Annotated in this window: 20 protein-coding genes, 1 tRNA gene, 1 other RNA gene and 1 riboswitch; of the genes, 7 read left to right on the top strand and 15 right to left on the bottom strand. The window is 59.0% G+C overall.

What is annotated here, in order from left to right:
* Nucleotides 1–23 precede the first annotated feature (23 nt).
* A complete protein-coding gene (locus ROI90_RS20190; protein ID WP_316000092.1) occupies nt 24–1502 on the top strand; it encodes a lipopolysaccharide biosynthesis protein in 1479 nt (492 codons plus the stop codon).
* Between the two features lie 233 nt (nt 1503–1735).
* The gene (locus tag ROI90_RS20185) at nt 1736–3238 is read left to right on the top strand and encodes a TSUP family transporter (RefSeq protein WP_316000091.1); all 1503 of its coding nucleotides are present in this window, start codon (nt 1736–1738) and stop codon (nt 3236–3238) included.
* 93 nt (nt 3239–3331) lie between these two features.
* Here the strand turns inward: ROI90_RS20185 and ROI90_RS20180 are convergent, their stop codons facing one another.
* Nucleotides 3332–4219: a CPBP family intramembrane glutamic endopeptidase gene (locus tag ROI90_RS20180; RefSeq protein ID WP_316000090.1), complete on the bottom strand. Its 888-nt coding sequence runs from the start codon at nt 4217–4219 to the stop codon at nt 3332–3334.
* 117 nt (nt 4220–4336) lie between these two features.
* A complete protein-coding gene (locus ROI90_RS20175) occupies nt 4337–5785 on the bottom strand; it encodes an amino acid permease (RefSeq protein WP_316000089.1) in 1449 nt (482 codons plus the stop codon).
* Between the two features lie 305 nt (nt 5786–6090).
* Nucleotides 6091–6183, bottom strand: a riboswitch (SAM riboswitch).
* Between the two features lie 358 nt (nt 6184–6541).
* Here ROI90_RS20175 and ROI90_RS20170 point away from each other — a divergent pair.
* Entirely contained in the window at nt 6542–7009 is a 468-nt protein-coding gene (locus ROI90_RS20170) for a hypothetical protein (protein ID WP_316000088.1), read from the top strand.
* Between the two features lie 144 nt (nt 7010–7153).
* Here the strand turns inward: ROI90_RS20170 and ROI90_RS20165 are convergent, their stop codons facing one another.
* Together ROI90_RS20165 and ROI90_RS20160 are read right to left on the bottom strand one after the other, a co-directional pair.
* Nucleotides 7154–7888 (bottom strand): EcsC family protein, encoded by a 735-nt coding sequence (locus ROI90_RS20165; RefSeq protein WP_316000087.1) that lies wholly within the window; start codon nt 7886–7888, stop codon nt 7154–7156.
* Between the two features lie 94 nt (nt 7889–7982).
* Entirely contained in the window at nt 7983–9014 is a 1032-nt protein-coding gene (locus ROI90_RS20160) for a Gfo/Idh/MocA family protein (protein WP_316000086.1), read from the bottom strand.
* 161 nt (nt 9015–9175) lie between these two features.
* Here ROI90_RS20160 and ROI90_RS20155 point away from each other — a divergent pair, with 161 nt between their 5' ends.
* Nucleotides 9176–9898 carry a M48 family metallopeptidase gene (locus tag ROI90_RS20155; protein WP_316000085.1) on the top strand — a complete coding sequence of 241 codons (723 nt, stop codon included), beginning with the start codon at nt 9176–9178 and terminating at the stop codon, nt 9896–9898.
* A 96-nt stretch (nt 9899–9994) separates the two neighbouring features.
* On the opposite strand, the gene ROI90_RS20150 is transcribed toward ROI90_RS20155, so the two are convergent.
* Nucleotides 9995–10804 carry a M48 family metalloprotease gene (locus ROI90_RS20150; protein ID WP_316000084.1) on the bottom strand — a complete coding sequence of 270 codons (810 nt, stop codon included), beginning with the start codon at nt 10802–10804 and terminating at the stop codon, nt 9995–9997.
* A 103-nt stretch (nt 10805–10907) separates the two neighbouring features.
* A complete protein-coding gene (locus ROI90_RS20145) occupies nt 10908–12071 on the bottom strand; it encodes a DegT/DnrJ/EryC1/StrS family aminotransferase (RefSeq protein ID WP_316000083.1) in 1164 nt (387 codons plus the stop codon).
* Between the two features lie 158 nt (nt 12072–12229).
* On the opposite strand from ROI90_RS20145, the gene ROI90_RS20140 reads away from it, so the two are divergent.
* Nucleotides 12230–13108 carry a hypothetical protein gene (locus ROI90_RS20140; RefSeq protein ID WP_316000082.1) on the top strand — a complete coding sequence of 293 codons (879 nt, stop codon included), beginning with the start codon at nt 12230–12232 and terminating at the stop codon, nt 13106–13108.
* Between the two features lie 67 nt (nt 13109–13175).
* Here ROI90_RS20140 and ROI90_RS20135 read toward each other — a convergent pair whose 3' ends face one another.
* From ROI90_RS20135 to ROI90_RS20110, 6 genes are all read right to left on the bottom strand, one after another.
* A complete protein-coding gene (locus tag ROI90_RS20135) occupies nt 13176–14066 on the bottom strand; it encodes a glycosyltransferase family 2 protein (protein ID WP_316000081.1) in 891 nt (296 codons plus the stop codon).
* Nucleotides 14067–14218: 152 nt separating this feature from the next.
* Nucleotides 14219–14908 carry a cell division ATP-binding protein FtsE gene (locus ROI90_RS20130; protein WP_316000080.1) on the bottom strand — a complete coding sequence of 230 codons (690 nt, stop codon included), beginning with the start codon at nt 14906–14908 and terminating at the stop codon, nt 14219–14221.
* A gap of 88 nt (nt 14909–14996) precedes the next feature.
* Nucleotides 14997–15200 carry a fructose-6-phosphate aldolase gene (locus ROI90_RS20125; protein ID WP_316000079.1) on the bottom strand — a complete coding sequence of 68 codons (204 nt, stop codon included), beginning with the start codon at nt 15198–15200 and terminating at the stop codon, nt 14997–14999.
* Between the two features lie 95 nt (nt 15201–15295).
* Nucleotides 15296–15952: a fructose-6-phosphate aldolase gene (gene fsa / locus ROI90_RS20120; RefSeq protein ID WP_316000078.1), complete on the bottom strand. Its 657-nt coding sequence runs from the start codon at nt 15950–15952 to the stop codon at nt 15296–15298.
* A 213-nt stretch (nt 15953–16165) separates the two neighbouring features.
* Nucleotides 16166–16261: signal recognition particle sRNA small type (gene ffs, locus ROI90_RS20115), an RNA gene on the bottom strand.
* Between the two features lie 124 nt (nt 16262–16385).
* Nucleotides 16386–16844 carry a carboxypeptidase-like regulatory domain-containing protein gene (locus ROI90_RS20110; RefSeq protein WP_316000077.1) on the bottom strand — a complete coding sequence of 153 codons (459 nt, stop codon included), beginning with the start codon at nt 16842–16844 and terminating at the stop codon, nt 16386–16388.
* A gap of 309 nt (nt 16845–17153) precedes the next feature.
* Here ROI90_RS20110 and guaA point away from each other — a divergent pair, with 309 nt between their 5' ends.
* Nucleotides 17154–18686, top strand: coding sequence for a glutamine-hydrolyzing GMP synthase (guaA, locus tag ROI90_RS20105; RefSeq protein ID WP_316000076.1), 1533 nt, complete (start codon nt 17154–17156; stop codon nt 18684–18686).
* A gap of 56 nt (nt 18687–18742) precedes the next feature.
* Here the strand turns inward: guaA and ROI90_RS20100 are convergent, their stop codons facing one another.
* The 3 genes from ROI90_RS20100 to ROI90_RS20090 form a co-directional block, all read right to left on the bottom strand.
* Nucleotides 18743–20650, bottom strand: a complete 1908-nt coding sequence (locus ROI90_RS20100) for a DUF4153 domain-containing protein (protein WP_316000075.1) — start codon at nt 20648–20650, stop codon at nt 18743–18745.
* 143 nt (nt 20651–20793) lie between these two features.
* Nucleotides 20794–20875, bottom strand: a tRNA-Leu gene (locus ROI90_RS20095).
* Nucleotides 20876–21202: 327 nt separating this feature from the next.
* Nucleotides 21203–21862: a Dps family protein gene (locus tag ROI90_RS20090; protein WP_316000074.1), complete on the bottom strand. Its 660-nt coding sequence runs from the start codon at nt 21860–21862 to the stop codon at nt 21203–21205.
* A 373-nt stretch (nt 21863–22235) separates the two neighbouring features.
* Between ROI90_RS20090 and ROI90_RS20085 the strand changes: the two genes are divergently transcribed.
* Nucleotides 22236–22760, top strand: coding sequence for an MOSC domain-containing protein (locus ROI90_RS20085; RefSeq protein ID WP_316000073.1), 525 nt, complete (start codon nt 22236–22238; stop codon nt 22758–22760).
* The last annotated feature ends 222 nt before the right edge of the window (nt 22761–22982 follow it).

The raw sequence follows: 22982 nt of genomic DNA, 5'->3' as shown, positions 1-22982 counted from the left end.
TCACTACATCACCATTTCACCTCTTGGGCATTGTTCAGCGGCAGGGGCTGCGTAACACCATTATTTCCTATCTAGGGCTGGCGCTGGGGTTTGTGAGCACCACGCTGGTGCTACCCCGGTTTCTGGAGCCGCAACAGTTGGGGCTTACCGGCACGCTGGCCTCCATTGCCACGCTCTTTGCCCAAGTGGCGGCGCTGGGATTTGCCAGCGTGGGCATCCGCTTTTTTCCTTATTTCCGCAACCGGGAAAACGGGCACCACGGGTTTCTGCCATTTTTGGTGGGCGTGCCGCTGCTGGGCTTTGTGGTGGTTCTGGGGCTTTATCTGTTGAGTCGGCCGTTTCTTATAGGGCTATATGAGCAGGACGCGGCTTTGCTCAATACTTATTACCTCTGGGGGGCCGTGTTTGCGCTGTTTACGTTGCTCTACTCCCTACTCGATGCCTACCTCAAAGCTCTCTACCACACGGCATTTTCCTCGTTTCTGCAGGATATTCTGCTGCGGCTGCTAATTCTGGGTGGGGCCCTGCTGTTTGCTCAGGGTTGGCTTACGTTTCATGGGTACGTGCTGTGGTACGTGGGCGTGAACGGGGCGCTGGTACTGCTGCTCACGGGCTACCTGGTGCGCATCGGGGAGCTACACTGGCGGCCCCGGCGGGCGGTGCTAGCGGTGCGGCCGGTGCGCGAGCTGCTGGGCGTGGGCGCCTTCACGCTGCTGAGTTCCCTGGCCGGCAGTATCATCATGTATATCGACACCCTAATGGTGGGGGCGCAGGTGAACCTGGCGGCAGCCGGTATCTACGGTATTGCCTTCAACATCAGCACCGCCCTGGCTATTCCGGCCCGCTCCCTCAACAAGATTGCTTTCCCTTTGCTGGCCGATTACTGGAAAGAGCAGAACCTGACCGGCATGGCCGATTTTTACCGCCGCACCACCCGCCTCAACACGCTCATCGGCTGCTTTCTGGCCCTCGGCATCGGGCTCAACCTGGATTTTATTTACTCCCTGATGCGCGCCGATTATGCCCAAGGCACGGTGGTGGTGCTCCTGCTGCTGGGCAGCCGCTTGTTCGATGGCATTACGGGAGTAAACGGGCTCATTCTTGTTACCTCACCGCGCTACCGTTTCGACCTGATTTTTAACGTTTCGCTGGCCCTGCTTACCATTCTTCTCAATGTGCTGCTGATTCCACGGCTGGGCATTGTGGGCGCAGCCGTGGCGGCCGTGGCGGCCCAAATAAGCATCAACCTGGCTCGTACCTGGTTTGTGTGGCGCAGCTTCGGTATGCAACCTTTCACCTGGCGCATTCCGCTGATTTTGCTGATTGCTGCGGCCGCCGGGCTGGCTGGCTGGCTGGTACCTACTCTGCCTTCGGCCCTGCTCACTATGCTGCTCCGCTCCGCCACCCTTGCCGGAGTGTACGCCGGCCTGATTCTGCTCACGGGCGTAGCCCCCGAGGTAGCGGCCCTGCTTAAGGGTCTGCGCCAGCGGCTGGGCCACTAAATTGCACCCGTTGCTGCGGCCGGGCCAGTAATTCCGCCTATTTTACGACCGCAACCCAATTGCCAGCGGCCTTCTCGGTTTCAAAAAAGCACCCCCACAACCACTGCCCAGCTACGCTGAGGATTGGGCCGCAACGCCGGGCACGCTGCCTGACCGTTGGCCTGCGCACCTTGCCCTGGCAGCACCTGCGTTAGGCTCAGCCCCGACCCGGCCGCTTGTACCTACCTTTCGTCATGTCGTTTTCCTCCGATAGCGCCCTGCCCCAGCCCGAGTTGCCCAATGGTAACCGGTTGTTTCCGGTGTTTTTGAAGCTGGAACAGTTGCGCGTACTGCTGGTAGGCGGCGGGGCTGCAGGCTACGAAAAGCTCTCGGCCATACTAGCCAATAGCCCCGATGCGGCCGTTACGGTGGTGGCCATACGGTTCGGGCCGGAGCTGCAGGTACTGGCCGACCGCCACCCGGCTGTGCAGCTGCGTGAGCAGCCTTACGACCCCACCACGCTGGTAGGCCACGACCTGGTAATTGTGGCCACGCATGACAAGGAGCTGAATCTGCGCATCAGGGCCGATGCCACGCGCCAGCGCCTGCTCTGCAACATAGCCGATACGCCCGCGGCCTGCGACTTTTACCTGGGCTCCATTGTGCAGAAAGGCGACCTGAAAATTGCTATCAGCACTAACGGCAAGTCGCCTACCATTGCCAGGCGCCTGCGCGAAATGCTCACCCATTCCTTGCCCGATGAGTTGCACGATGTACTCCAGCGTATGGCCATTATCCGGGAGAAGGTGGGCGGTGACTTCGCCCATAAAGTGAAGTCGCTGAATGCCGTGACGGCCGAGCTGACTGGCGGGCCGGCCTATGAGTCGCCGGCGGCGCTGCGGTGGCGGCGTATTGCCACGGCCTCCTTGCTAGCATTTGCGGCCATGCTGGTATTCAACATCCTGAGCTATTACTTCACCTGGAGCCAGGTGTGGACGGCGGCCAGCAATGCCAAAACGTTCTGGCTGTTTGTGGCCATTGGCTTTGGGGCCCAACTGGTTGATGGACTGCTGGGCATGGGCTACGGCGTAATTACGGCCATCAGTTTGATGAGCCTGAACATTGCCCCGGCGGCCATGAGTGCCAGCATCCACACCGCCGAAATGTTTGCCAGTGGAGCCTCGGGCTACCACCACTACCGCTTCGGCAATGTAAACAAGCGGTTATTTAAAGTGCTCCTGATTCCGGGCGTGCTGGGCGCTATTACGGGGGCGTATTTGCTGGCCACGTTTGGGGAAAAGTACGGCAGCTACGTAAAGCCCTTGTTGGCGGCGTACCTGCTGCTGCTGGGAGTGCGCATCATCAGCAAGGCCTTCGTGAAGCCCGGTCCGCGTAAAAAGCACCAGAAGTTGGGGCTGCTGGCGGCGGCCGGGGGCTTTCTCGACTCGTTTGGCGGGGGCGGTTGGGGCCCTCTGGTTACCAGCACGCTCATTGCCGGGGGCCGCACCCCGCAGTACGTCATCGGCTCGGTCAGTGTCACGGAGTTTTTCGTCACGTTTGCCAGCGCCGTTACGTTCTTCGCCACCCTGGGCATTTCGCACTGGCAGATTATCCTGGGCCTGATCATCGGGGGTGTGGCTGCCGCACCCCTGGCCGCCCGCTTGGCCGGCCGCCTGCCCGTGCGCTGGATGTTCGTGGGCGTGGGCCTGATGGTGATTGTGTGGAGCCTGTGGGCGCTGCGCAAGGTGTTCATGTAGCCCTTGTATTCGTTTGTGCTTCAATGCCAAACCGCCCCACCGGAATGTTCCAATGGGGCGGTTCTCATTTTCGCGCAGAGTTTCACTGGCTATTTATATGCTGTCCGGTTGCAACTCGGCCGGTTGCGGGAGCTCGTCGACCGGCAAGTGGACCGGTGGCGGGGAGGTGGCACGCTGCACCATCCATAGCAAGCTCCACAACACCAGTGCGCTCAGCACCACTACCACGGTGTAGGCCCAGGGGTGACCAAAGGCGGCTACCTCGTCGGTGCCTTTACCTGCTTTCTGATACAACAGCGCATTAAACGCGAAGAAATTGTTAAGGAAGTGCACACCCATGCACAGCCACAGGGAGCGGGTGCGGTAATACAGCCAGCCCATCAGCAACCCCAGAAAGAATGTAGCTAGGCTTTGCGGCGGATTCATATGCATAACCCCGAAAACAAGGGCCGACTGGCCGATGGCAATCCAGGGACGGGTGGGGAAGTTGCGCAACAGCCCCTGCAATACCACTCCGCGCAGCAGCAGTTCTTCCAACACTGGCGCCGCCACGCACAGCATAAGAAACCCAACGACCGGCACTTTCATCAGTTCCCGGTAAGCTTCGCCGGAGGAGAACTTGGGCAGGTGCAGAAAATGAACCAGCGTCAGCACCATGTCAGCTGATACCACCAGCACCGGCAAGGCGAGCAGCAGCCAGCCGGGCACGTGGCCGTGCAGGTTGATACCGGGCCAGCGCACCTTCTGTTTCCACCAGAGAACCCCCAGCAAGCCAGCGTTGGTACCAACACCCATGAGCAGCAGCGTAACGGGCCGGGTCATACCCAGCAGCTTCTCTCCGACCAGTAAAATGGGCACCCCAACCAGCAACGACAGTAGCAGATACCACCCCAAAAAAGCCCAGCTTTCCTTGATAGTTGGATACACTGTAGCCGGCGGGCTGGGCGCCGCCACGGGCGCTTCGATAACAATAGATTCCACAGAAAAACTGAATAGAATGAGAGCCAAAGCTACGCGCAAGAAGCTCCGCAACGCAAACAGCCGAAACCTTACGGTCCCGGCTGCGGCAACAGGCTTACCTGCCAGCTTCTTTTCTTCCTATTCAGCTTTTGCCGGATTACCTAGCTTGCTGTGCTTGCGACCGTAGCCGAAGTAAATGGCCAGACCGATGGCCAGCCACACCGCCAGCCGCAGCCAGGTTTCCCAGGGCAACGACACCATCATCACCACGCAGGTGAGAATGCCCAGAATAGGTACCACCGGCACCCAGGGCGTACGGAAGCCGCGCGGGGCATCGGGCTCCCGCTTACGCATAATCAGAATACCCACGCACACCATCACAAAGGCCAGCAGCGTGCCAATGCTCGTCATTTCACCCACCACGGAAATGGGTACAAAGCCCGCAAACAGGGCAATGAACAGGCCCAGCAGCAAATTCGACTGTAGGGGCGTGCGGAAACGCTCATGAATGCGGGAGAACACCGGGGGCAGCAGGCCATCCTTAGCCATGCTGAAAAACACCCGGCTCTGGCCCAGCAAATCCACCAGAATCACGGAGGTATAGCCGATGATGATAGCCAGAATCACGGCCGAGGACAACCAGGCATAAGGCGTTTTCTCGATGGCAATGGCCACCGGGGCGGCGCTGTCTTTAAATTCGGTGTAGTTGGCCAAACCAGTCATTACGTGTCCGAACAGTACGAACAGCACGGTGCAAATTAGCAGGGAGCCAATGATACCGATGGGCATGTTGCGTTGCGGGTTCTTGGTTTCCTGCGCCATGGTGGCCACAATATCGAAGCCAATAAACACGAAAAATACCACCCCGGCCCCGCGCAAAATTCCGCTCCAGCCAAACTCCCCGAAGGTGCCGGTATTCTGCGGAATGTAGGGCTGATAGTTGGTAGGGTCGATGTACTGCCAGCCCAAGCCGATAAACACCAGCACCACGGCCACCTTCAGCGTGACGACCAGCGCATTAAACCAGGCTGAGCCCGAGGTACCCCGAATGATAATCATGGTGATGGCCAGCACGATGAGCATGGCCGGCACGTTCACGAAGCCGTGCACCTCGCTGCCATTGGCCAGCGTGGCCGTTTCAAACGGCGACATGACCAGCTGCGGGGGCAGGTTAATGCCATACTTACTGAGAAACTTAAGCAGGTACTGCGACCAGCTGATGGCCACCGTAGCGGCACCTACCGAGTACTCCAGCACCAAATCCCAGCCGATAATCCAGGCAAACAGCTCGCCCATGGTAGCGTAGGCGTAGGTATAGGCGGAGCCGGCTACTGGCACCATGGAGGCAAACTCGGCGTAGCACAGCGCCGAGAAGGCGCAGCCCACCGCCGCCACCACAAACGAAAGCGTAACGGCCGGGCCGGCGTTGTTGGCCGCCGCAATGCCAGTGAGTGAGAACAAGCCCGCCCCAATAATTACCCCAATGCCAATGGTAATGAGGTTGAAGCCGTTCAGGCTTCGTTTGAGCGTTCCGGCGCCGGTTTCGGCCGCCTCCTGCCGCAGCAGTTCCAGTGATTTTCTAAGCATAAAAAGGTACGCCGGACTTCGGCCCGGCAGGTCGTAAAAAAGAGGGAAGTAAGCAGTTGAAGCGGGCCGCACTACGCTGAAACCGGCGCGGCTGCGGGCGTCAGGCAACCAGCCCCAGACCCGGCTCCGGCATAGTACTAGCAGAGAATAGCGGGCGGGCACCTGGCGGCGCACACGCTCTGGGCTACGGGCTAGCTACAACAACGCGGGCTACAACAGGCTGCGGCCGTACCCAAGGGGCACAAAATGGCAGCAGAAACGGCAACACGGGCTGGTAAGCAGGGCAAAAAGCGCACGGCAACTTGTTTTTATATGGTCAGGAATTGGCACCGTTCCGCAGCTTGCGAGTGGTTGCCGACGCGTCATTGAGCCTGTCTCTCAGCGCCTCTGTATAAAAACAATCCTTCGGCTAGAAAGAATTGATGCTGCAAAGGTAAAGCCGGATTGCTGCCCCCGCAAACAGAGCAAAAAACGGCCTTCATGCGCAGCCGCTTTTCTAGTAGCTACTACGCCAGGCCCGGCTGGAAACCCTGCCTGCTGACGGTCATCTTATGCCACCTAAAGCCGTCTAAAAACCTGCGACGCAGGACTAAGACTGAGGTTTAATCGAAAAATTTAAATTTTTCCGGGAGGCTGTTTTACCCTGTTGGCACCAAAACTGGCACCGGACTTGCAAATGTTCCATCAGCCACCCGCTTGCCAGTCCGGACGGTGGCTGATTCCCGCTTTCAACTACAACTCCTTCACCATAGTCTCATGAAAAAGCTCCTCGTTCTTCTGACTGCCTTCTCCTTATCGGCCGCTGCGGCCTCGGCCCAAACCACTCCGGTGAAAGCCGCCCACGGCCAGCACCTAAAAGGAGGTAAAATGCGCGGCGACAAAACTGCCAAAACCCCTGAGCAGCGCGCCGACCACGCCGCCCAAAGCCTGACCAAAAAGCTCGGACTTTCGGCCACCCAAACCCAGCAGGTGCGCCAGCTGCACCTCTCCCGGGCCCAGCAGATGCAGGCCCACAAAGCCCAAGCAGGCACGGCCACCCCAGCTGACAAAAAGCAGCATCACGAGGCCATGAAGGCGGAGAAAGCCCAGTATGAAGCCCAGCTCAAGCAAATCCTGAGTGCCGACCAGTACGCCAAATACACCCAACTCCAGGCCGATAAAATGGCCAAGCACAAAGCGCACCGCCAGGGTATGAAGCCGGGCCTGAAACAAGGTAAGAGCTAGCCTCCCCTACTTTCTCTCTCCCAGCAGCCCCGATGGTTTCCGTCGGGGCTGTTTGTTGGTGAGGAGGCGTAGCCATGTTGCGTTGGAGCACAGCGAGGCTGCCTGGGGCCATTGATCCAGCGGCAACCACAAAGGGCCACGTTTTTACGCCTGATCCGGCAAACGGCCCTGCTCGGCAAACCAGCGCAGGCGGTAACACATAATGGCCGTTTCGCCGAGCTGCACAAGCAGGCGGTAGTTGGCCACCGCGCCCACGGCAGCCCCTATCACCGGCACCAGTTGGGCTAGTTTCGCCAAGTCAATATAGTCGCGGTACTCCTGCTGAAAGGTGCGCCAGTCGAATAATTCGGCTGTCACAGTGGCTGCCGTGGTGGGCCAGCCGGCGAGTTGCCGGTAGGTTTCGCGGCGGGTGTGCTGGCTGCTGAAGGCTAGTTGGAAGATATGCAGCAGATACAGCCGCTCGGGGAAGCTGCGTACATCGTGGCCGTACAGGGCGGCAATGTCAAACAGCAGTTTGAGCTTAATACTTAGCAGCAGCGGAAAATCGGCGAGGCCCAGCAGAAAGCCGCCTGCCCCGGTTACGCCGCCTTCCAGGGCCGCCGTGTTGCGGTAAGCCCGGATGCGCGCCCGTACCCGCTCTTCCCGCTCCTCCAGTGTACCCTCCTGCACCGGCCGCTGGGTGGTATGCTTGGAGCCAAACAGTACGCCCTGCACCATTTTCTGGATAGCCACGGTAATGGCCACGTGCACTTTTTCCGGCAGCAGCGCATTCAGCCGCGCCTGCACCCGCCGCGTTACGCGGTTCAACAACGTGGGCTTTTGCTGCATGCGGCGCTGCCAGGTGCGCAGTTCGGTTAGGGCCTGTGAGTCGGGGAGCATAATTTGGCTTATAAAGTGCAGGTAAACGTATTTCGTATCTCACCAAATATCTGGACAAAGGCACCCCTTTAAAGCTTTAGCATTATCATATTATTTATTTCAGCGCGTACATGCGCTCTATCATTTCCACCACTTTCAGGCCTTCCAGCGCATTGGTGGTGGCCTGACCGCGCTGGCGGAGAGTGTCCACCACGTTGTCGATGACGTGAACGTGATTGGCGGCGGAGCCTTGGTAGGTGCCGTACTGGTTGGCAGGATTGGTGGGCGGCAACTCGGGCAGGTGGTAGTCTCGCAGGTGACAGTACTCCACTTTATCCATATACTGCCCGCCGAGGCGCAGGCTGCCGTGCTCGGCTACCACAGTGAGGGAGCTTTCCAGGTTTCGGTCCCAGACGGCGGTGCTGTACTGTAGCGTACCGCTGCCCCCGCCTACTAGGTCAAACATAAGTAGGCCACTGTCCTCAAATTCGGTCAGGTGCTGGTGGTTGAAATTGCGGAAGCGGGCCGAGATATTGGTGATGTCACCAAAAACCCAGTACAGCAAATCCACGAAATGACTGAACTGCGTGAACAGGGTGCCGCCGTCCAGGGCCTGGGTGCCGTGCCAGCTGCCGGGTGTGTAATACCGCTCGTCGCGGTTCCAGAAACAGTTGAGCTGCACCAGATGTACTTGCCCGAGGCGGCCTTCGCTCACCACCTGCTTCAGCCAGGCCGCTGGGGGCGAGTAGCGGTTTTGCATCACCCCGAATACCAGCCGCCCGCTCTGCTGCGCGGTATCAACTACTGCCTGCGCATCAGTAGTGCGCAACGCCATAGGCTTCTCGATGACCACGTGCAGGCCCGCACGCAAGGCGTGCTGCGCCTGGGCCGCGTGCAGGCCGTTGGGAGTGGCTACGGTAAGCACTTCTGCGGCAGGCCCCTGGGCCAGGTACTCCTCCAGAGAAGCGTAGAACGGTACCCCTGGAAACTCGCGTCCCAGTTCGGTGGCCAACTCCGGCTGGGCATCTACCAGAGCAACTAGTTGCGCCTCCGGGTGCCGGGCTACCAGCGCGGCATGGCGGCGGCCAATGTGGCCTACGCCACAAATAACAAAACGAACCGGGGAAAGAGCAGCGGAAACAGGCACTGAATACGAATTGAAGGATAGGGCCCGCAAACTGCGAAAAAACGGCCGATTGTGCGTAGCGTAGCCAGTTGCAGTAGCCGATGAGTAAACCCTGGAAGTGGCCTTGGTCGGGCAACTCGTGTATCGTCCTCCAGGGTTGGGGTTGTATCTTTCGAGTTCCTATGCCTCTTACCACCATTGCCGGCCTCGAAATAGACCTTGTGCGCAAGCGCATGCGCAGCCTGCGCCTGACGGTGTACGCGGGTGGCCGAATTCGGGTAGCCGTGCCGTTGCAAACCCCAACAGCGGCCGTTGAGCAGTTTGTGGCCGCCCGCCACGCCTGGATTCAGAAGCACCAGCAGCAATTTGCCACCCGGGAGCCACGGCCCAGCCTGCAATATATTTCCGGCGAGCTGCATCCGTACCTGGGAAAGGCCTACGAGTTGCGCGTGACCAGCGGCCCCGGCCGCCCCCGCGTACTGCTCGATGAATTTACCGCTCAGCTACACTTGCACGTGCCAGCTGCCAGCACTGCTACTGAACGCGCCGCCGTGCTGGCGGCCTGGTACCGGCAGCAGTTAAAACAGCTGATACCAACGCTGCTACGGCAGTGGGAGCCAGTGGTTGGTAAGGAAGCGGCCAGTTGGGGCGTGAAGCAGATGCGCACCCGCTGGGGCACCTGCAACATTGGGGCCCGGCGCATCTGGCTGAACCTGGAGCTAGCCAAACGCCCGCTGCCCTGCCTCGAATACGTGGTGGTGCATGAGCTGACTCACCTGCACGAGCGGCTGCACAACGCCCGCTTCTGGGGCCTGATGGACCAGTTTATGCCCGACTGGCGCACGCACAAAGCCGAGCTAAACCGCGTCCACCTAGCCCCTGGCACCCCAACCGACGCGGACTAAAACAGGTATTCCGAGCGAAGCAGCAATCTGAGTGAGCTACCCGATTGGGGTCCACTCAGATTGCTGCTTCGCTCGGAACAACAATTGACTCAACAGCTACAGTATCCGCTTCAACTCGTTGAAGTTGGCGTTGCTGACGTTGCGGTTGGTGCATCCCAGCTGCTGCGCGCTTTTCTGGATGCTGGTAATGCGAGAGCCGGGGTTGGGGTGAGTGCTCATAAACTCGGGGGTACCGCCGCTGCCCTGCTTTTCGGCTTTGATGAAAAAGCCCGCCGCGCCGTCGCAGGCGTAGTAGCGGGTGCCGTTGAGGTAGATGGTGGAGTACTTGTCGGCCTCCACCTCGTAGGCGCGGCTGAATTTGAGCTGACCCAGGCCGGCCGCAATCTGCACCAGTTGGCCCGAGGAGCGGTTGCCCAGCAACAGCCCCAGCAGCAGGCTGGTACCGTATTGCTTCTGCAGCATTTGGGTGCTGTGCCGCCGGTCGGCGTGGGCAATTTCGTGGCCCAGCACCCCGGCCAGCTGGTTTTCATTGTCCAGGAATTTCACTAGGCCCGTAAACACGTAAATGTGGCCGCCGGGCGTAGCAAAGGCATTTTGCGTAGCATCATCCTTGATGAGCTTCACGTCCCAGGGAAATTGGGTGCGGTATTTCACGTTGCCGTTGTCCAGCACGCGCTTCACCACACCATCCAGCAACTGGTAAGCGCGGGCATTGCCAGCGCGGGTCATCAACTGCCCCTTCGCCTGGTATAAGGAGTCGGTTTGGCGCGCTACCTGGTTGCCTAAGGCAATATCCTGATCAATGGAAAACAGGCTGAAGCCCTGAGCTGGCTTGGTAATAGCAGCAGTGGTAAGTGCCGCTACGCCGGCCAGCGGCAGCAGCAGCGCGAGAGAAGAACGGCGCATGAGAGTGGACTTAGGTCAGGAAAATGAAATACTGATACGGTAAAAAGAAAAAACGGTGCCAAAACGCCCCAGCTCGCCAGCGCTACCCCCATCCATTACCACCTTATTGCTCCTTAATCTCCCATTTCCGAATAGTTTCTGCCACATACTCTACCTGCCCGGCGGGCATAGTGGGATGAATGGGCAACGACAGCACCGTGCGACACAGCCGCTCTGCCACCGGAAACTGCCCGGCCCGGTAACCCAGATACTGGTAGGCGGGCTGCAGGTGGTTGGGCAAGGGATAATACACCTGGCTGGGTACGCCGCCGGCTGTCAGGTGCTGCTGCAGGGCGTCGCGGCGACCGGGCACATCTTCAACCGTGAGCGTGTACTGGTGGAAGACGTGGGTGCTGCGTTGGTCGCGCGCGGGTATTTGCACGCCGGCTACATCCTGCAGCAGCGCATCGTAGCGGGCGGCCACACGCTGGCGGGCGGCCGTCCAAGCCGCCAAATGCGGCAGCTTTACGCGGAGCAAGGCCGCCTGCAGCGTGTCGAGGCGGGAGTTGAGGCCGATGTGCTGGTGGTGGTACTTGCGGCTCTGGCCGTGGCTGGCCAACTGCCGCAGGTAAGCGGCCCGTTCTGCATCACGCGTAAATAAGGCGCCCCCATCCCCGAAACCACCCAGGTTTTTGCTGGGAAAAAACGACGTTGTACCCACCTCTCCTACCGTGCCGGCCATCCAGGTTTCCCCGGAGGTACCGGTAAACGTGGCGCCAATTGCCTGGGCATTGTCTTCAATAAGGGCTACTCCTTCCCGGTCAGCCAAGTGGCGCAGCGCCTCCAAGTCGGCGCACTGCCCAAACAGATGCACCGCCACAATGGCTCCGGTGCGGGGCGTAATGGCCGCCGCCACCGCCGCGGGGTCAAGGTTGAACGTATCGGGCAGCACGTCCACGGGCACCGGTATCAGGCCCAGAACTGCGGCGGCTTCCAGAGTGGCTACGTAGGTGAAGGCGGGCACCAGTACCTCCGCACCGGCCGGCAGCCGCAAGCTCATCAGGGCCAGCTGCAAGGCGTCGGTGCCATTGGCGCAGGGCACCACGTGGGGGCCACCCAAATACTGTCCGAGTTCCTGGGCAAACGCGGCTACGGCCGGCCCCTGAATAAATTGCCCTTCCAGGAGCGTGGCCTCCAACGCCGCCTGTAGCTCCGGCTGCAAGGGCGCGTGCTGGGCGGCTAGGTCGAGCAGCTGGATGGGAACCGGGGCGGGCAGGGAAAGTGACATAGCAAAAAGTAAAGAAGCGGGCCAGCCAAAGATAGGGCCTGCCGGGCCGCCCACTCGCCAAGCCAGCCCGCAACCACAGGCCTAGCGCATCCGTTACGCTCCCTGACAGGCACCTTGCAATAGCCAATCTTACTCTCTCCCCCTAACTCACCCGCATCATGCTCAGAAAAAACCTCACCCGCAACGCCTTGGTAGCTATGTTCGTGCTGAGTGGCACGGCCTTCACCAGCTGCAACCAAGCCCAGAAGCAGGAAGTATCCGCCGAAAGCGACCAAGCATACAACGACTTCAAAACCTTCGTAGCCAACACCGAAAGCAAGGCCGACGCCGTGGCCACGGAGGCAGAAACCGACTACGAGCAGGAAACTACCCAGCTCAAATCGGACTTCGATGCCAAAGTAGCCGCCGTTGACCGTTATGCGGATCAATACGATGACGCCCGCCGCCAGGAAATTGAGCAGCTGCGCACCCGCTACACTACCGCCTACGACAAGCGCGAAATGGCTTGGCAAAACCGCCCCGGCGCTACTGCCGCCATGAGTGGTAACGCTGGCACCGGTGCTGCCACTATGGGCAAGTACTATAAGCTTAGCTCGCCGGCCAGCCGCATTACGGCTGCCAACGCCCGCCAGACCTACGAGGCCTTTGTGAAGGACATCAAGGTGAATGAAGATAAGTATGACATCAACGACTGGCGCAACATCAACGCCGAGTGGCGCGCGTTGGATGAGGCCTATGACAAAGTGAAGAAGGACATTCCGGCCGGCGACCTGGCCGAAATTCAGAAGGAGAAACTGAAGTACGCTGCTTTTAAGTCCTTTGATAAAGCCGAAGCCCGCGCCGCCCAGGGGGCCGATGCAACGGAGCGTGGGGCTGATAACGTAGCTGCCGAAACGCAGGATGAGCGCTCCGCCGTGGGCCGCGCCGCCAGCAACACTGCCTCCGACGTGAAGGACGCGGGCAAGAAAGTAGGTGGAGCCGTAAAAGGCGCGTTCAAGGAAGTAAAGTCGGAAGTAAAAAACACCGACAACGACTAATCCTGCTGCCACTCTGTAAAAAAGCGGGTGCCTATGGGCACCCGCTTTTTTGCGTTATACAATGCTTCTACCGCAACTCATTTAGTAGCCAATACAGCTTCAGAGCATCCAGTTGGCGCAGGCTGGGCCGGTCGGAAAGCAGGTTGCGGTGCACCTGCTCGCGGCGCAGGCCAAAGGCAGTGCGCACGGCTTCGCTCAGGCCCCAGCGTTTGAGGCGAAGTGCCGCCTGCAGCAGCTTGGTATCGGCTCCTAGCCCCTCAGCCTGATAGAGCTGCACCAGGTTGCGCACGGCATCGTGGGTTTTTTGCAGGAAAACGGGGGCTGGTTCCAGGCCGTCGTGCAGGACGGGGTTGTCGAGGTGGTGCACGGCTACGTTACGGTGCCGGAGCAGCCACCCGAATTTTGTATCCTCGTGGCCGTAGCGGGTCAGGCGCTCATCCAGCCCCAGCTGGCAAAATATTTCCTTCTCAATCAACAGGTTATTGAGCGTGAGCTGCCCATGCGGGGCGCGCTGTCGCACCGCAGCGGAACGGGCCTCCCGTTGCCGGCCATACAGCCACCGGAGCTGCAAAGCCGTTTCGGGGGGCGGGGCCGCCTCGTAGGCCGTACCACCCGACAGCACCGGAGCCAGGTGTCGGTCAGCCGCGTAGCGCGTCAGAAACTGGTCGTCGGGCAGGCGGCTGTCGTTATCCAGTAGCAACAGCCAGCTATAGCGGGCAGCAGCGGCCAGGTGGTTACGGATGGCGGCCCGGCCTACGTTGCGGCCCAGCTCCTGGTACACCACGCCCGGCCACAGGGCCAGTTCCTGGTGCAGTTGCCGTATCTCCTCGCACGAGCCATCATCCAGACAGCGAATCTCAACGGGGCCGGGCCACTGCTGCACCTGCGCCAACAAGGCGCGCACCAGGGGCCGCACATCGTAGTTGAACACCGGAATCAGTACCGAAAGCCCTTTCATGCCCAGCAAAGAAAGCAGAATCAAAAAATGAGGGCGCTTATTTGCCCTGTTTCAGGAGCCGGGCCGCAGCAGTTTAGTTGTCAGCTGCCGTGGTATTTTCTTAGCGCATTTTGTAGGCCCTTGGTTTTCAGCGACCCACTTGCACTACTCTCCTAACTCAGCTCGAAAGGCGTTCTGGCGGAATCAATCAGTTGGCCCTGCTCACACTTTAGCACCCGGTGCGGATATTGCTGAATGAGCTGGTAATTGTGGGTGGCCATGAGCACGGCCGTACCAGCGTTGTTGATTTCGGTAAACAGCCGCATGATGCTGTCGGCCACATCCGGGTCAAGGTTACCGGTGGGCTCGTCGGCCAGCAGCAGCAGCGGCTCGTTCAATAGGGCCCGGGCAATTACCACGCGCTGCTGCTCCCCGCCGGAAAGCTGGTGGGGCATTTTGGCAGCCACGTTGGCCAGCCCTACCCGCATAAGCACCTGCGAAATGCGCTGCTGCTTGCGGGCCTTGCCTTTCCAGCCGGTGGCATTCAGCACAAACAGCAGGTTTTCGGCCACCGTGCGGTCGAACAGCAGTTGAAAATCCTGGAAAATGATACCCAGCTTGCGCCGCAGAAACGGCACTTTCTCGGTGGAGCCAGTGCGCGGCAGCGGGAAACCGGCTACGGTACCCGTACCGGCCGGTAGGGGCAAATCGGCGTACAGGGTTTTGAGCAGGGAGCTTTTGCCCGAGCCCGTGCGGCCCACCAAATAGGCAAACTCTCCTTTATCCAGCGAAAAGCTCACCTTCTGCAGAATCGTATTCACGTCCTGCATAATGAACGCGTCGTGTAGCTCTAAAACAGTCATAAAAGCTTAAAAACGGGTGCGTGGCACATGTACGGCAGCCAGCCGCTTTTCGGATGAATACACCTGCCGGCTCAGCGCCTCACTCACTTCATACCTCCAGCTTTTGCAGCTTACCAAACTCCAGATTGGCAATAACAGCGGCCAGGCTTTCCTCCTTGCCTTCCAGCCCGTAGCGGTGCAAATCCTTCAGTGGCCGGTCGGCCCGGAAATAGGCAATCAGCACAAAGGCTTCATCCCGCAGCTGAATGTAGTCCGGAATCTTGGCCTTGCCTTTTACTTTGATGATGTACATGACTATAATGTGGGAAATGTGAAAATGTGAAAAATGTGCAAATGCTACCAAAGGCACATTCAACACATTTTTCACATTTCACACATTATGAAACATTACCCGTTCACGCGCTTGTGGTCGGCAAGGAAAGTGGCCAGCCCTTTGTCGGTGAGGGGGTGATTGAGCAGGCCCGTGATGACGCTGAGCGGGCAGGTCACCACATCGGCACCCAACTCGGCGCACTGAATCAGGTGGGGAACGTGGCGCACCGAGGCGGCCAGCACCTGCGTGGGGTAGCCGTAGTTGCTGAAAATATCCACAATCTGCTGAATCAGCTGCAACCCGTCGTGCCCGATATCATCGAGGCGGCCCACAAACGGCGACACGTAGGTAGCCCCGGCTTTGGCGGCCAGCAGCGCCTGCCCGGCCGTAAAAATCAGCGTGCAGTTGGTTTTAATGCCTTTGTCGGAGAAGTAGCGGATGGCTTTCACGCCTTCCCGGATCATGGGCACTTTCACCACGATGTTGGGGTGCAGGTCGGCCAGGGCCTCGCCTTCGCGCACCATCCCGTCGAAGTCGGTGGCAATAACCTCCGCCGATACGTCTCCGTCCACCATTTCGCAAATCCGGCGGTAGTGGGCCAGTACGGCATCCGTGCCTTTGATGCCCTCTTTGGCCATCAGCGAAGGGTTGGTGGTTACGCCATCGAGCACACCGAGTTCCACGGCTTCCTGAATTTCCTTCAGGTTGGCAGTATCAACGAAAAATTTCATGCGGGTAGGGTGAAAAACAACAATGGCCCAAAGCTAAGCACGGATTCAGCGGATTTTTCGGATTGCGCGGATTTTGTACCCCTGCTGCCGGCGGCTTTCCGCTCCGAAACGGCGTAAAACACAAAGAGCGGCCCTTTTCAGAGCCGCTCTTTGTTTACTTGCGAATTGGTCACATGCTTGTGAAGTCCGGGGTAAGCCGGCGCAATCCGTGATAAAAAGCGAGCCAAAATCGCACCGCTACAACCACCTACCCTTGCTACCTTCCGGTCCTGGGGGAGTTCAGCAGGAGCTGGTCGTTCTGACTCGCCGATGCAAAGATAGGCAGCTTTCCGGCGGTTCCGCGCTATGGGGCCGCATCTTTTTCCTGCATCGGCGCTATCACCAAGATACTCAACGCGTTTTTTTACTGCTGCGCCTTTTATGTAGTAGTTTCTTAGTGCTTCCAGGCTTTCGTGGCGGCCTTCGTGCGCTTTTTAAGCGCCTTCCGGTAGCCGGGCACCGGCTCCATTTTAAACAGCAGATCGGCTGGTCCCCGGGCCACTCGCTCGGCATCCTGGTAGCCCGCAAAGCTGACCCGCAGCAGGGGTGCCACGGCCGTAACCGGCAGCAGGTAATCCCCGGCCGAGTTGGTGCTCACGGAATGCAGCTGGTCGCCCACCACCATCACCGTGGCCCCTTTCAGGGCGTTGCCCCACTCATCCACCACGTTGCCGGCCAGTATCTTTTTCTCGGGCCGGGCGGGGCTGGCGGGCGGCGCAGCGGGCCGGGCTTCGGCCAGCATATCGGGTTTGGGAGCGGGGGCTGGCTCCGGGGCTTGCTGGGCCGCAGCGGGTGGCGGCAGCACCAGCACGCCCAACAGGGACAGGGCAAGTAGCGGCAGGGCAGAATGCATAGGTACGGCGGGTAAGCAGGCTAGTAGAGAAACAAAAATGCTTCCTACCGGAGCAGAAGTAAAGGCAAGGCTCCGCAGCTTTGTGACTTGCACTAATACCAGATAACCGTGGCATTATAGCTCCCAGAAACCGTCATGCGCTGTGCATATCGTCTTTAAGGTTGAGCTTACTGCCTCCGTTTTGTGACTATGCTTGGCTGATAACTTACAGGTTGCGCGGAGGGCTGTTACTTCAATTCTGCCGAAAAATTTCTCCGCCAAAACCTGTTGGGGTATGACTGGTCTGAAATCTGTGCACTACTTTTGCCCATGCCGCAACAAATTTTGATTCTCGACTTTGGGTCGCAGTACACCCAGCTCATTGCCCGGCGCATCCGGGAACTGAACGTTTACTGCGAAATTCACCCGTATAACCGCGCCCCGGCCCTCACTGAGGATACCCGGGGCGTTGTGCTTTCGGGCTCCCCCTGCTCCGTGCGCGACGCCGATTCGCCCAACCCTGATTTGAGCGCCTACCTGGGCCAGGTGCCGGTGCTGGGCGTGTGCTACGGGGCGCAGCTGCTGGCCCACCAGCAGGGCGGCGAGGTATTGCCCGCCACCATCCGCGAATACGGCCGCGCCCGCCTCAGCCGCGTCCACCACGACTCACCTTTGCTGCACGGCGTACCCACCGAGTCGCAGGTGTGGATGTCGCACGGCGACACGATTAAAGAGCTGCCGGCCGGCTTTGATATTGTGGCCAGCACGCCGGAAGTGGCCGTGGCTGCGTTTAAAATTCAGGGCCAGGAAACCTATGGCATCCAGTTTCACCCCGAGGTAACGCACTCCACGGATGGCAAAACCCTGCTCCAGAACTTCGTGGTGAACATCTGCGGGCTGGACCAAAGCTGGACGCCGGAGCACTTCGTGGACAGCATGGTGGACACCCTGCAACGCACTATCGGGGAGCAGGACCAGGTGATTCTGGGCCTTTCGGGCGGGGTGGATTCCTCGGTGGCGGCCCTTTTGCTGCACAAGGCCATAGGCACGCGTCTGCACGGTATTTTCGTGAACAACGGGCTGCTGCGCAAGGATGAGTACGAGCAGGTGCTCCACTCCTACCAGGGCCTGGGCCTGAACGTGCAGGGCGTGGACGCCTCCCAGGAATTCTATGATGCGCTGGCCGGCCTGACGGACCCCGAGCAGAAGCGCAAAGCCATCGGGCGCACCTTTATTGAGGTGTTCGACCGGGAAGCGCAGAAAGTGGAAGGTGCGCGCTGGCTGGCCCAGGGCACCATCTACCCCGATGTGATTGAGTCGGTGTCGGTGCACGGCTCTTCCGTGACCATCAAGAGCCACCACAACGTGGGCGGCCTGCCCGAGAAGATGAACCTACGGATTGTGGAGCCGCTGCGGGCCTTGTTCAAGGACGAGGTGCGCGAAGTGGGCCACGCCCTGGAACTGCCCGCGCACATCCTGCACCGCCACCCCTTCCCCGGCCCCGGCCTGGGCATCCGCATCCTCGGCGACATCACGCCCGAGAAAGTGGACCTGCTCCAGCGCGCCGACGCCATCTTCATTAACGGCCTGAAAGAGCACGGCCTCTACGAGAAAGTGTGGCAGGCCGGCGTAATGCTGCTGCCGGTGCAGAGCGTGGGCGTAATGGGCGACGAGCGGACCTACGAACGGGTGGTAGCCCTGCGCGCCGTAACCAGCGTGGACGGCATGACAGCCGACTGGGCCCACCTGCCCTACGAGTTTCTAGCCGACGTAAGCAACAAAATCATCAATCAGGTGCGCGGCATCAACCGCGTGGTGTATGATATCAGCTCCAAGCCACCCGCAACCATTGAGTGGGAATAAAGCAGCCTGTTATTTACAAAAAGAGCCGTTGGCCTGGTGCCAGCGGCTCTTTTCGCTTATCGGATTAGCTTTCGTTTCAACTGCATGATGACTTGTGCCCGATACTGATATGTTACTGTATCCTGATGTTGCTCACGGTCAAGCATACTGAAAAGCAGCTGTGCCGATAGCGCACCTCTCTGACTTTGCAGGTTGAGGGCCGTATTTGAAAGCGCAATATCATCCGAGTTTGAGATGCTATGCTTTTCAGACAAAGAATCAGCGAGTTTTCCAGGGTGCCACACAAGTTGTGTGTGCCAATCACCGCTGGGCATACATTCTTCCAAGTGCAACTGACGGCCAAAACCTGTTGACACAAAACGAAAACGACCTTCCGGTAAAAATTGCTCAGCAACAACTTCTCTTTCAGGCTGTTGATAATGCCTGGTATCTACTTCTGTCCACAAATAGCGGCCATCCCCGAGCCGCCACAACGAGCCGTTATCAGGCTTGAAGCTTATCCTTCTTCCTGAATGCACACCCCCTTCATCTGAATACTGGTCATACTCGTTCCATTCAGGTAACCCGCTGATAGTGTAGAGTTGCCTCGTTTGCTGATACGTACGGGCCCATCTGAACCTGTTCTGGAGCGAATCCGGCAGGACAAGCTTTGTGGCAAAAAACGGCTGTAGTTTTTCAACCGCTTCCCGATCTGCAAAGAAATCGAAGATGGAGCTGATGCGCTTACGAGCCTCTTTCGGCAGCTCGGATACCCGCTTCCCCGCTCCATCCAGCTTCCCATCCTTTAGCAGCCCGTATTGCGTGCTGATTTCGCGGAGCTGATTGAGCTGACTGCGCCGGGCCACGGCAAAGGCACCCCAGGGCCCGCCAGCCGCCAGAAACGCCACTACTGCCAGGGAAGCGGGAATCCAGATAATGCCCTGCCCGCGCCGCCTCAGAAAGTAGATGGCAATACCGAACAGCCAGGCGGCCAGCACCAGCACAAAGTACCGCTCCTCGGTGATGCCATAGGTCCGGATGCGGGTGCCAATAGCTACGGCCAGCAACCCCAGCAGCGGAAACAAAGCCAAATAAAACCACCGCCCGAACGTACGAATCCAGGTATTTTCGGCGGCGTGGCGGATGGGATGAATCAGCAGCAGCGCGAAGATGCCCGCCACGGCCAGGGCCAGCACCAGCATAGATACCCACCCCTGCGGCAGCGCCTGAACCAGCAGAATCCGGCCCAGGTAGGCGTACAGAATACCCAGGTACAGCACCACCAGAGGCAGCAGCACAAACTGGGTAAACACCTTCAGGCCCTTGGGGTAGCTGACTTCCTGCTCCAGCGCCGCAAAATCACGCGGTACCCCAGCCAGGAAAAACCAGGTGTTGAAGATGGAGCCCAGCACCACAAACAAATCGGCGTACACCCGCGGCTTGATATCCACGAAAAACAGATTTTCAACGGCTACTAGGGCCAGCGCACAGCCCGCAAACAACACCCCGGAGTACAGCCCGGCCGTGAGGATGCGCAGAAACAGCGTCTCGTTGTAGCGCCAGAAACCCGGCGTATCAGCCTGGCGGCGCAGCTCCGGGAGGTAGGGGCCAGCTGCCACGGCCAGGTGCGTGCCCAGTAGTAACAAGGCTAGCCGGGCGCCCCACTCCGTGTTCGGTTGAGCCGGCGCTAGGGCGTACCAGACCGCCAGCAGCCCCAGCACCACCGCCAACGCGCCCCACCGCAACGCCAGCCGCCAGTGGTACCGTTCGGCGGTGAGGGCCACGGCCAAGGTACCCGACAAGCCCAGCCCTGCCGCCGACAGCACTGGAAACAACCAATCCAGGTGCTGCTTTTCCTGGTAATTGAGGTGATTCGTATAGATACCCACGCTGCACAACACGACGGCGCACAACAATGTGAGCGGAAAGCGCCGCACCACGCGGGCCGCTTCGGCAGCTAGCTGCTGCAGGGAGGGTAGTTTCATGAAAGCACAGGAATAGGCCGCCAAGAAACGAAAAGTACCCGACCTGCCTAACCTATCTGAGTAGCTCCGGGCTACATACTTCGGCGCGGCCCGAAAAAACAAAAACGCCGCTTCGGAAGAACCAAAGCGGCGTATTATCAGAGTGCGCGCGGGGAGATTCGAACTCCCACACCCGAAGGCACCACCCCCTCAAGATGGCGTGTCTACCAGTTTCACCACGTGCGCAGAGGTTGGTTGGCACTCCGTTTATTTAGGCAGAAGCCGTTGCTTCCGGATTCACTGAGGCGGTGAATCGAGGACAAAAGTAGAGGGTTACCAGCAAGGGTGCAAGACGAAGCCTGTTTTTTAAGGTATATTTTGCCCAGTATCACGGTTTCAGCCTCACTGTCAGCTTGAAAGTTTTCGTAAGCAGCCGACTTCTGGTGTAGCCAAAGGCAGGCTACGGCCGCTGTCCGGTGGTTAATTGCCAGTCATGGGTGGGTGCCAGCTACCAAAACGGCTTCCTTCCAATCCTGGAAAGAAGCCGTCAGTAGTTGTGAGAAGCAGAACGGCTTACTCGGCCCGGGCCAACGGGGTGTCAACCACATGCTCCGATACAAACCACACCTGCAGCTCATTAAGGCGCATCACGTCGCTTACGGCCAGGTCGTTAGTACCGTCGTCGCCGGACTCATCGGCCTGCTTGGCGAAATCGTGGCAATTTTTCAGGATGATTTGGTGGGCTTCCAGCAGGCGACCTACCTGCACGGGGGCCTCTTCCCGGTCTTTGGGCGGGCGCGGAATGCTGGTCAGTTCCGCTACATCATGGGCCATGGCTACGGCTACGCCTCCCAAAATCTGAATACGCTCGGCAATCGTGTCTACTAGCGCGCTCTGCTCTTCGTAGTGCTTATCGTAGAGCAGGTGTAATTGGTAGAAAGTGGGGCCCACTACCTGCCAATGGTGTTTTTTGTACAGGTCGCGGAGCGTGATGGTATCTGCCAGCAACTGGTTGAGGTTGGTTACGCTCTGCTGACGGGTTTTCTCGTCGAGGCCAATGGGCAGGCGCTGGGATACAGTCCCGTACTTCTGCAAGGGCGTGGGGGCATTGAACTGCTGATTGAGGATGGGCTGCACGCTGGGCGCGGCCTGGCCATTGGATGCAGATTTAACAGCCGAAGCTTTTGAAGCCGCTTTGGAAGCAGCAGCTGGTTTGGCGGTGGTTTTGGCCATGATACGAGGGAAGAAAAAGATATCGGTTAGGAGGAAAGCAACCGCAACGGCTACCATCTGGCCTACATACGCGTAAAAACCCGTCAGGTTGATAATACGCCTCCATTTTGCCTTCCATGCAATACCAACATCTGCCCCCGAAATTCACCTAAGCCATTTGGTACGCTGCAGGATATCGTCATTGATTTATTGGATAGGCTGACGGTACCGTTTGCTCTGGCAGCTGGGTTAAGCGGGGCGCATGCGAGCTAGCCGCCACGGGGCACCAGTGCTAAGACAGCCGACGCAGCTTTTCTAGCGGCCCGGCAGTCTGAAAGCCGCTAGTTCTGACTTCCGTTGTCTTTACCTTTCCACTTACCTAATTACGCATTGTATGCCTTTCCCATTCGTCGGCGACGATAAGTCGACTATTGCCCGCCTCCTGAGTACCCTACCCCAACAAGGCCGCCTGGAGTGGATTGGCCTTCGCCCTGCCCGACGGGAACCGCTGCAGGCAGTGCTGGAAACGGAAGCGGAAACCGACCGGCACCTGGCCGGTGACCACGCCCGCCCCAAACCGGGCGGTAAGCGCCAGATAACCTTGATCCAGCATGAGCATTTGGCGGCGGTGAGCAGCTTTCTGGGCTTGACCGAGCCCGTAGACCCCGCGCGGCTGCGGCGTAATCTGGTAGTAAGCGGCCTAAACCTGCTGGCCCTGAAAAACCGGCGGGTACGTGTGGGTATGGAAGTAGTGCTGGAAATTACCGGCGAATGTCACCCCTGCTCCCGCATGGAAGAGGAGCTTGGTCCTGGGGGTTACAATGCCATGCGAGGCCACGGAGGGCTTACGGCCCGCATTGTACAGGGCGGCCGCCTCCGCATTGGTGATGCAGTATGGGTGGAAGAACCACAACCATAGTTTTGAATTTATCCAAGAAGCCACAACCCATTCGCTTAATCAAGAAGGTTAGTCCAATGAGTGTTTCATCGTGTACGAGTCGGTGTTTATCGAGCAAAAAGGGCTAGTTCTCCGAAAAAAAGTCGGGGGCTTTTGAATCCAATTGTAGCTTTACCCCCGTAAGTACCTCACACGCTGCATAACTCCACAGAGCTGCCGCAGCGTACTGCCCTCTTTTATCCC

Source organism: Hymenobacter endophyticus, assembly GCF_032464715.1.
In the GTDB taxonomy this organism is placed as follows: domain Bacteria; phylum Bacteroidota; class Bacteroidia; order Cytophagales; family Hymenobacteraceae; genus Hymenobacter; species Hymenobacter endophyticus.
This window is presented reverse-complemented; position numbering and strand designations above follow the sequence as displayed.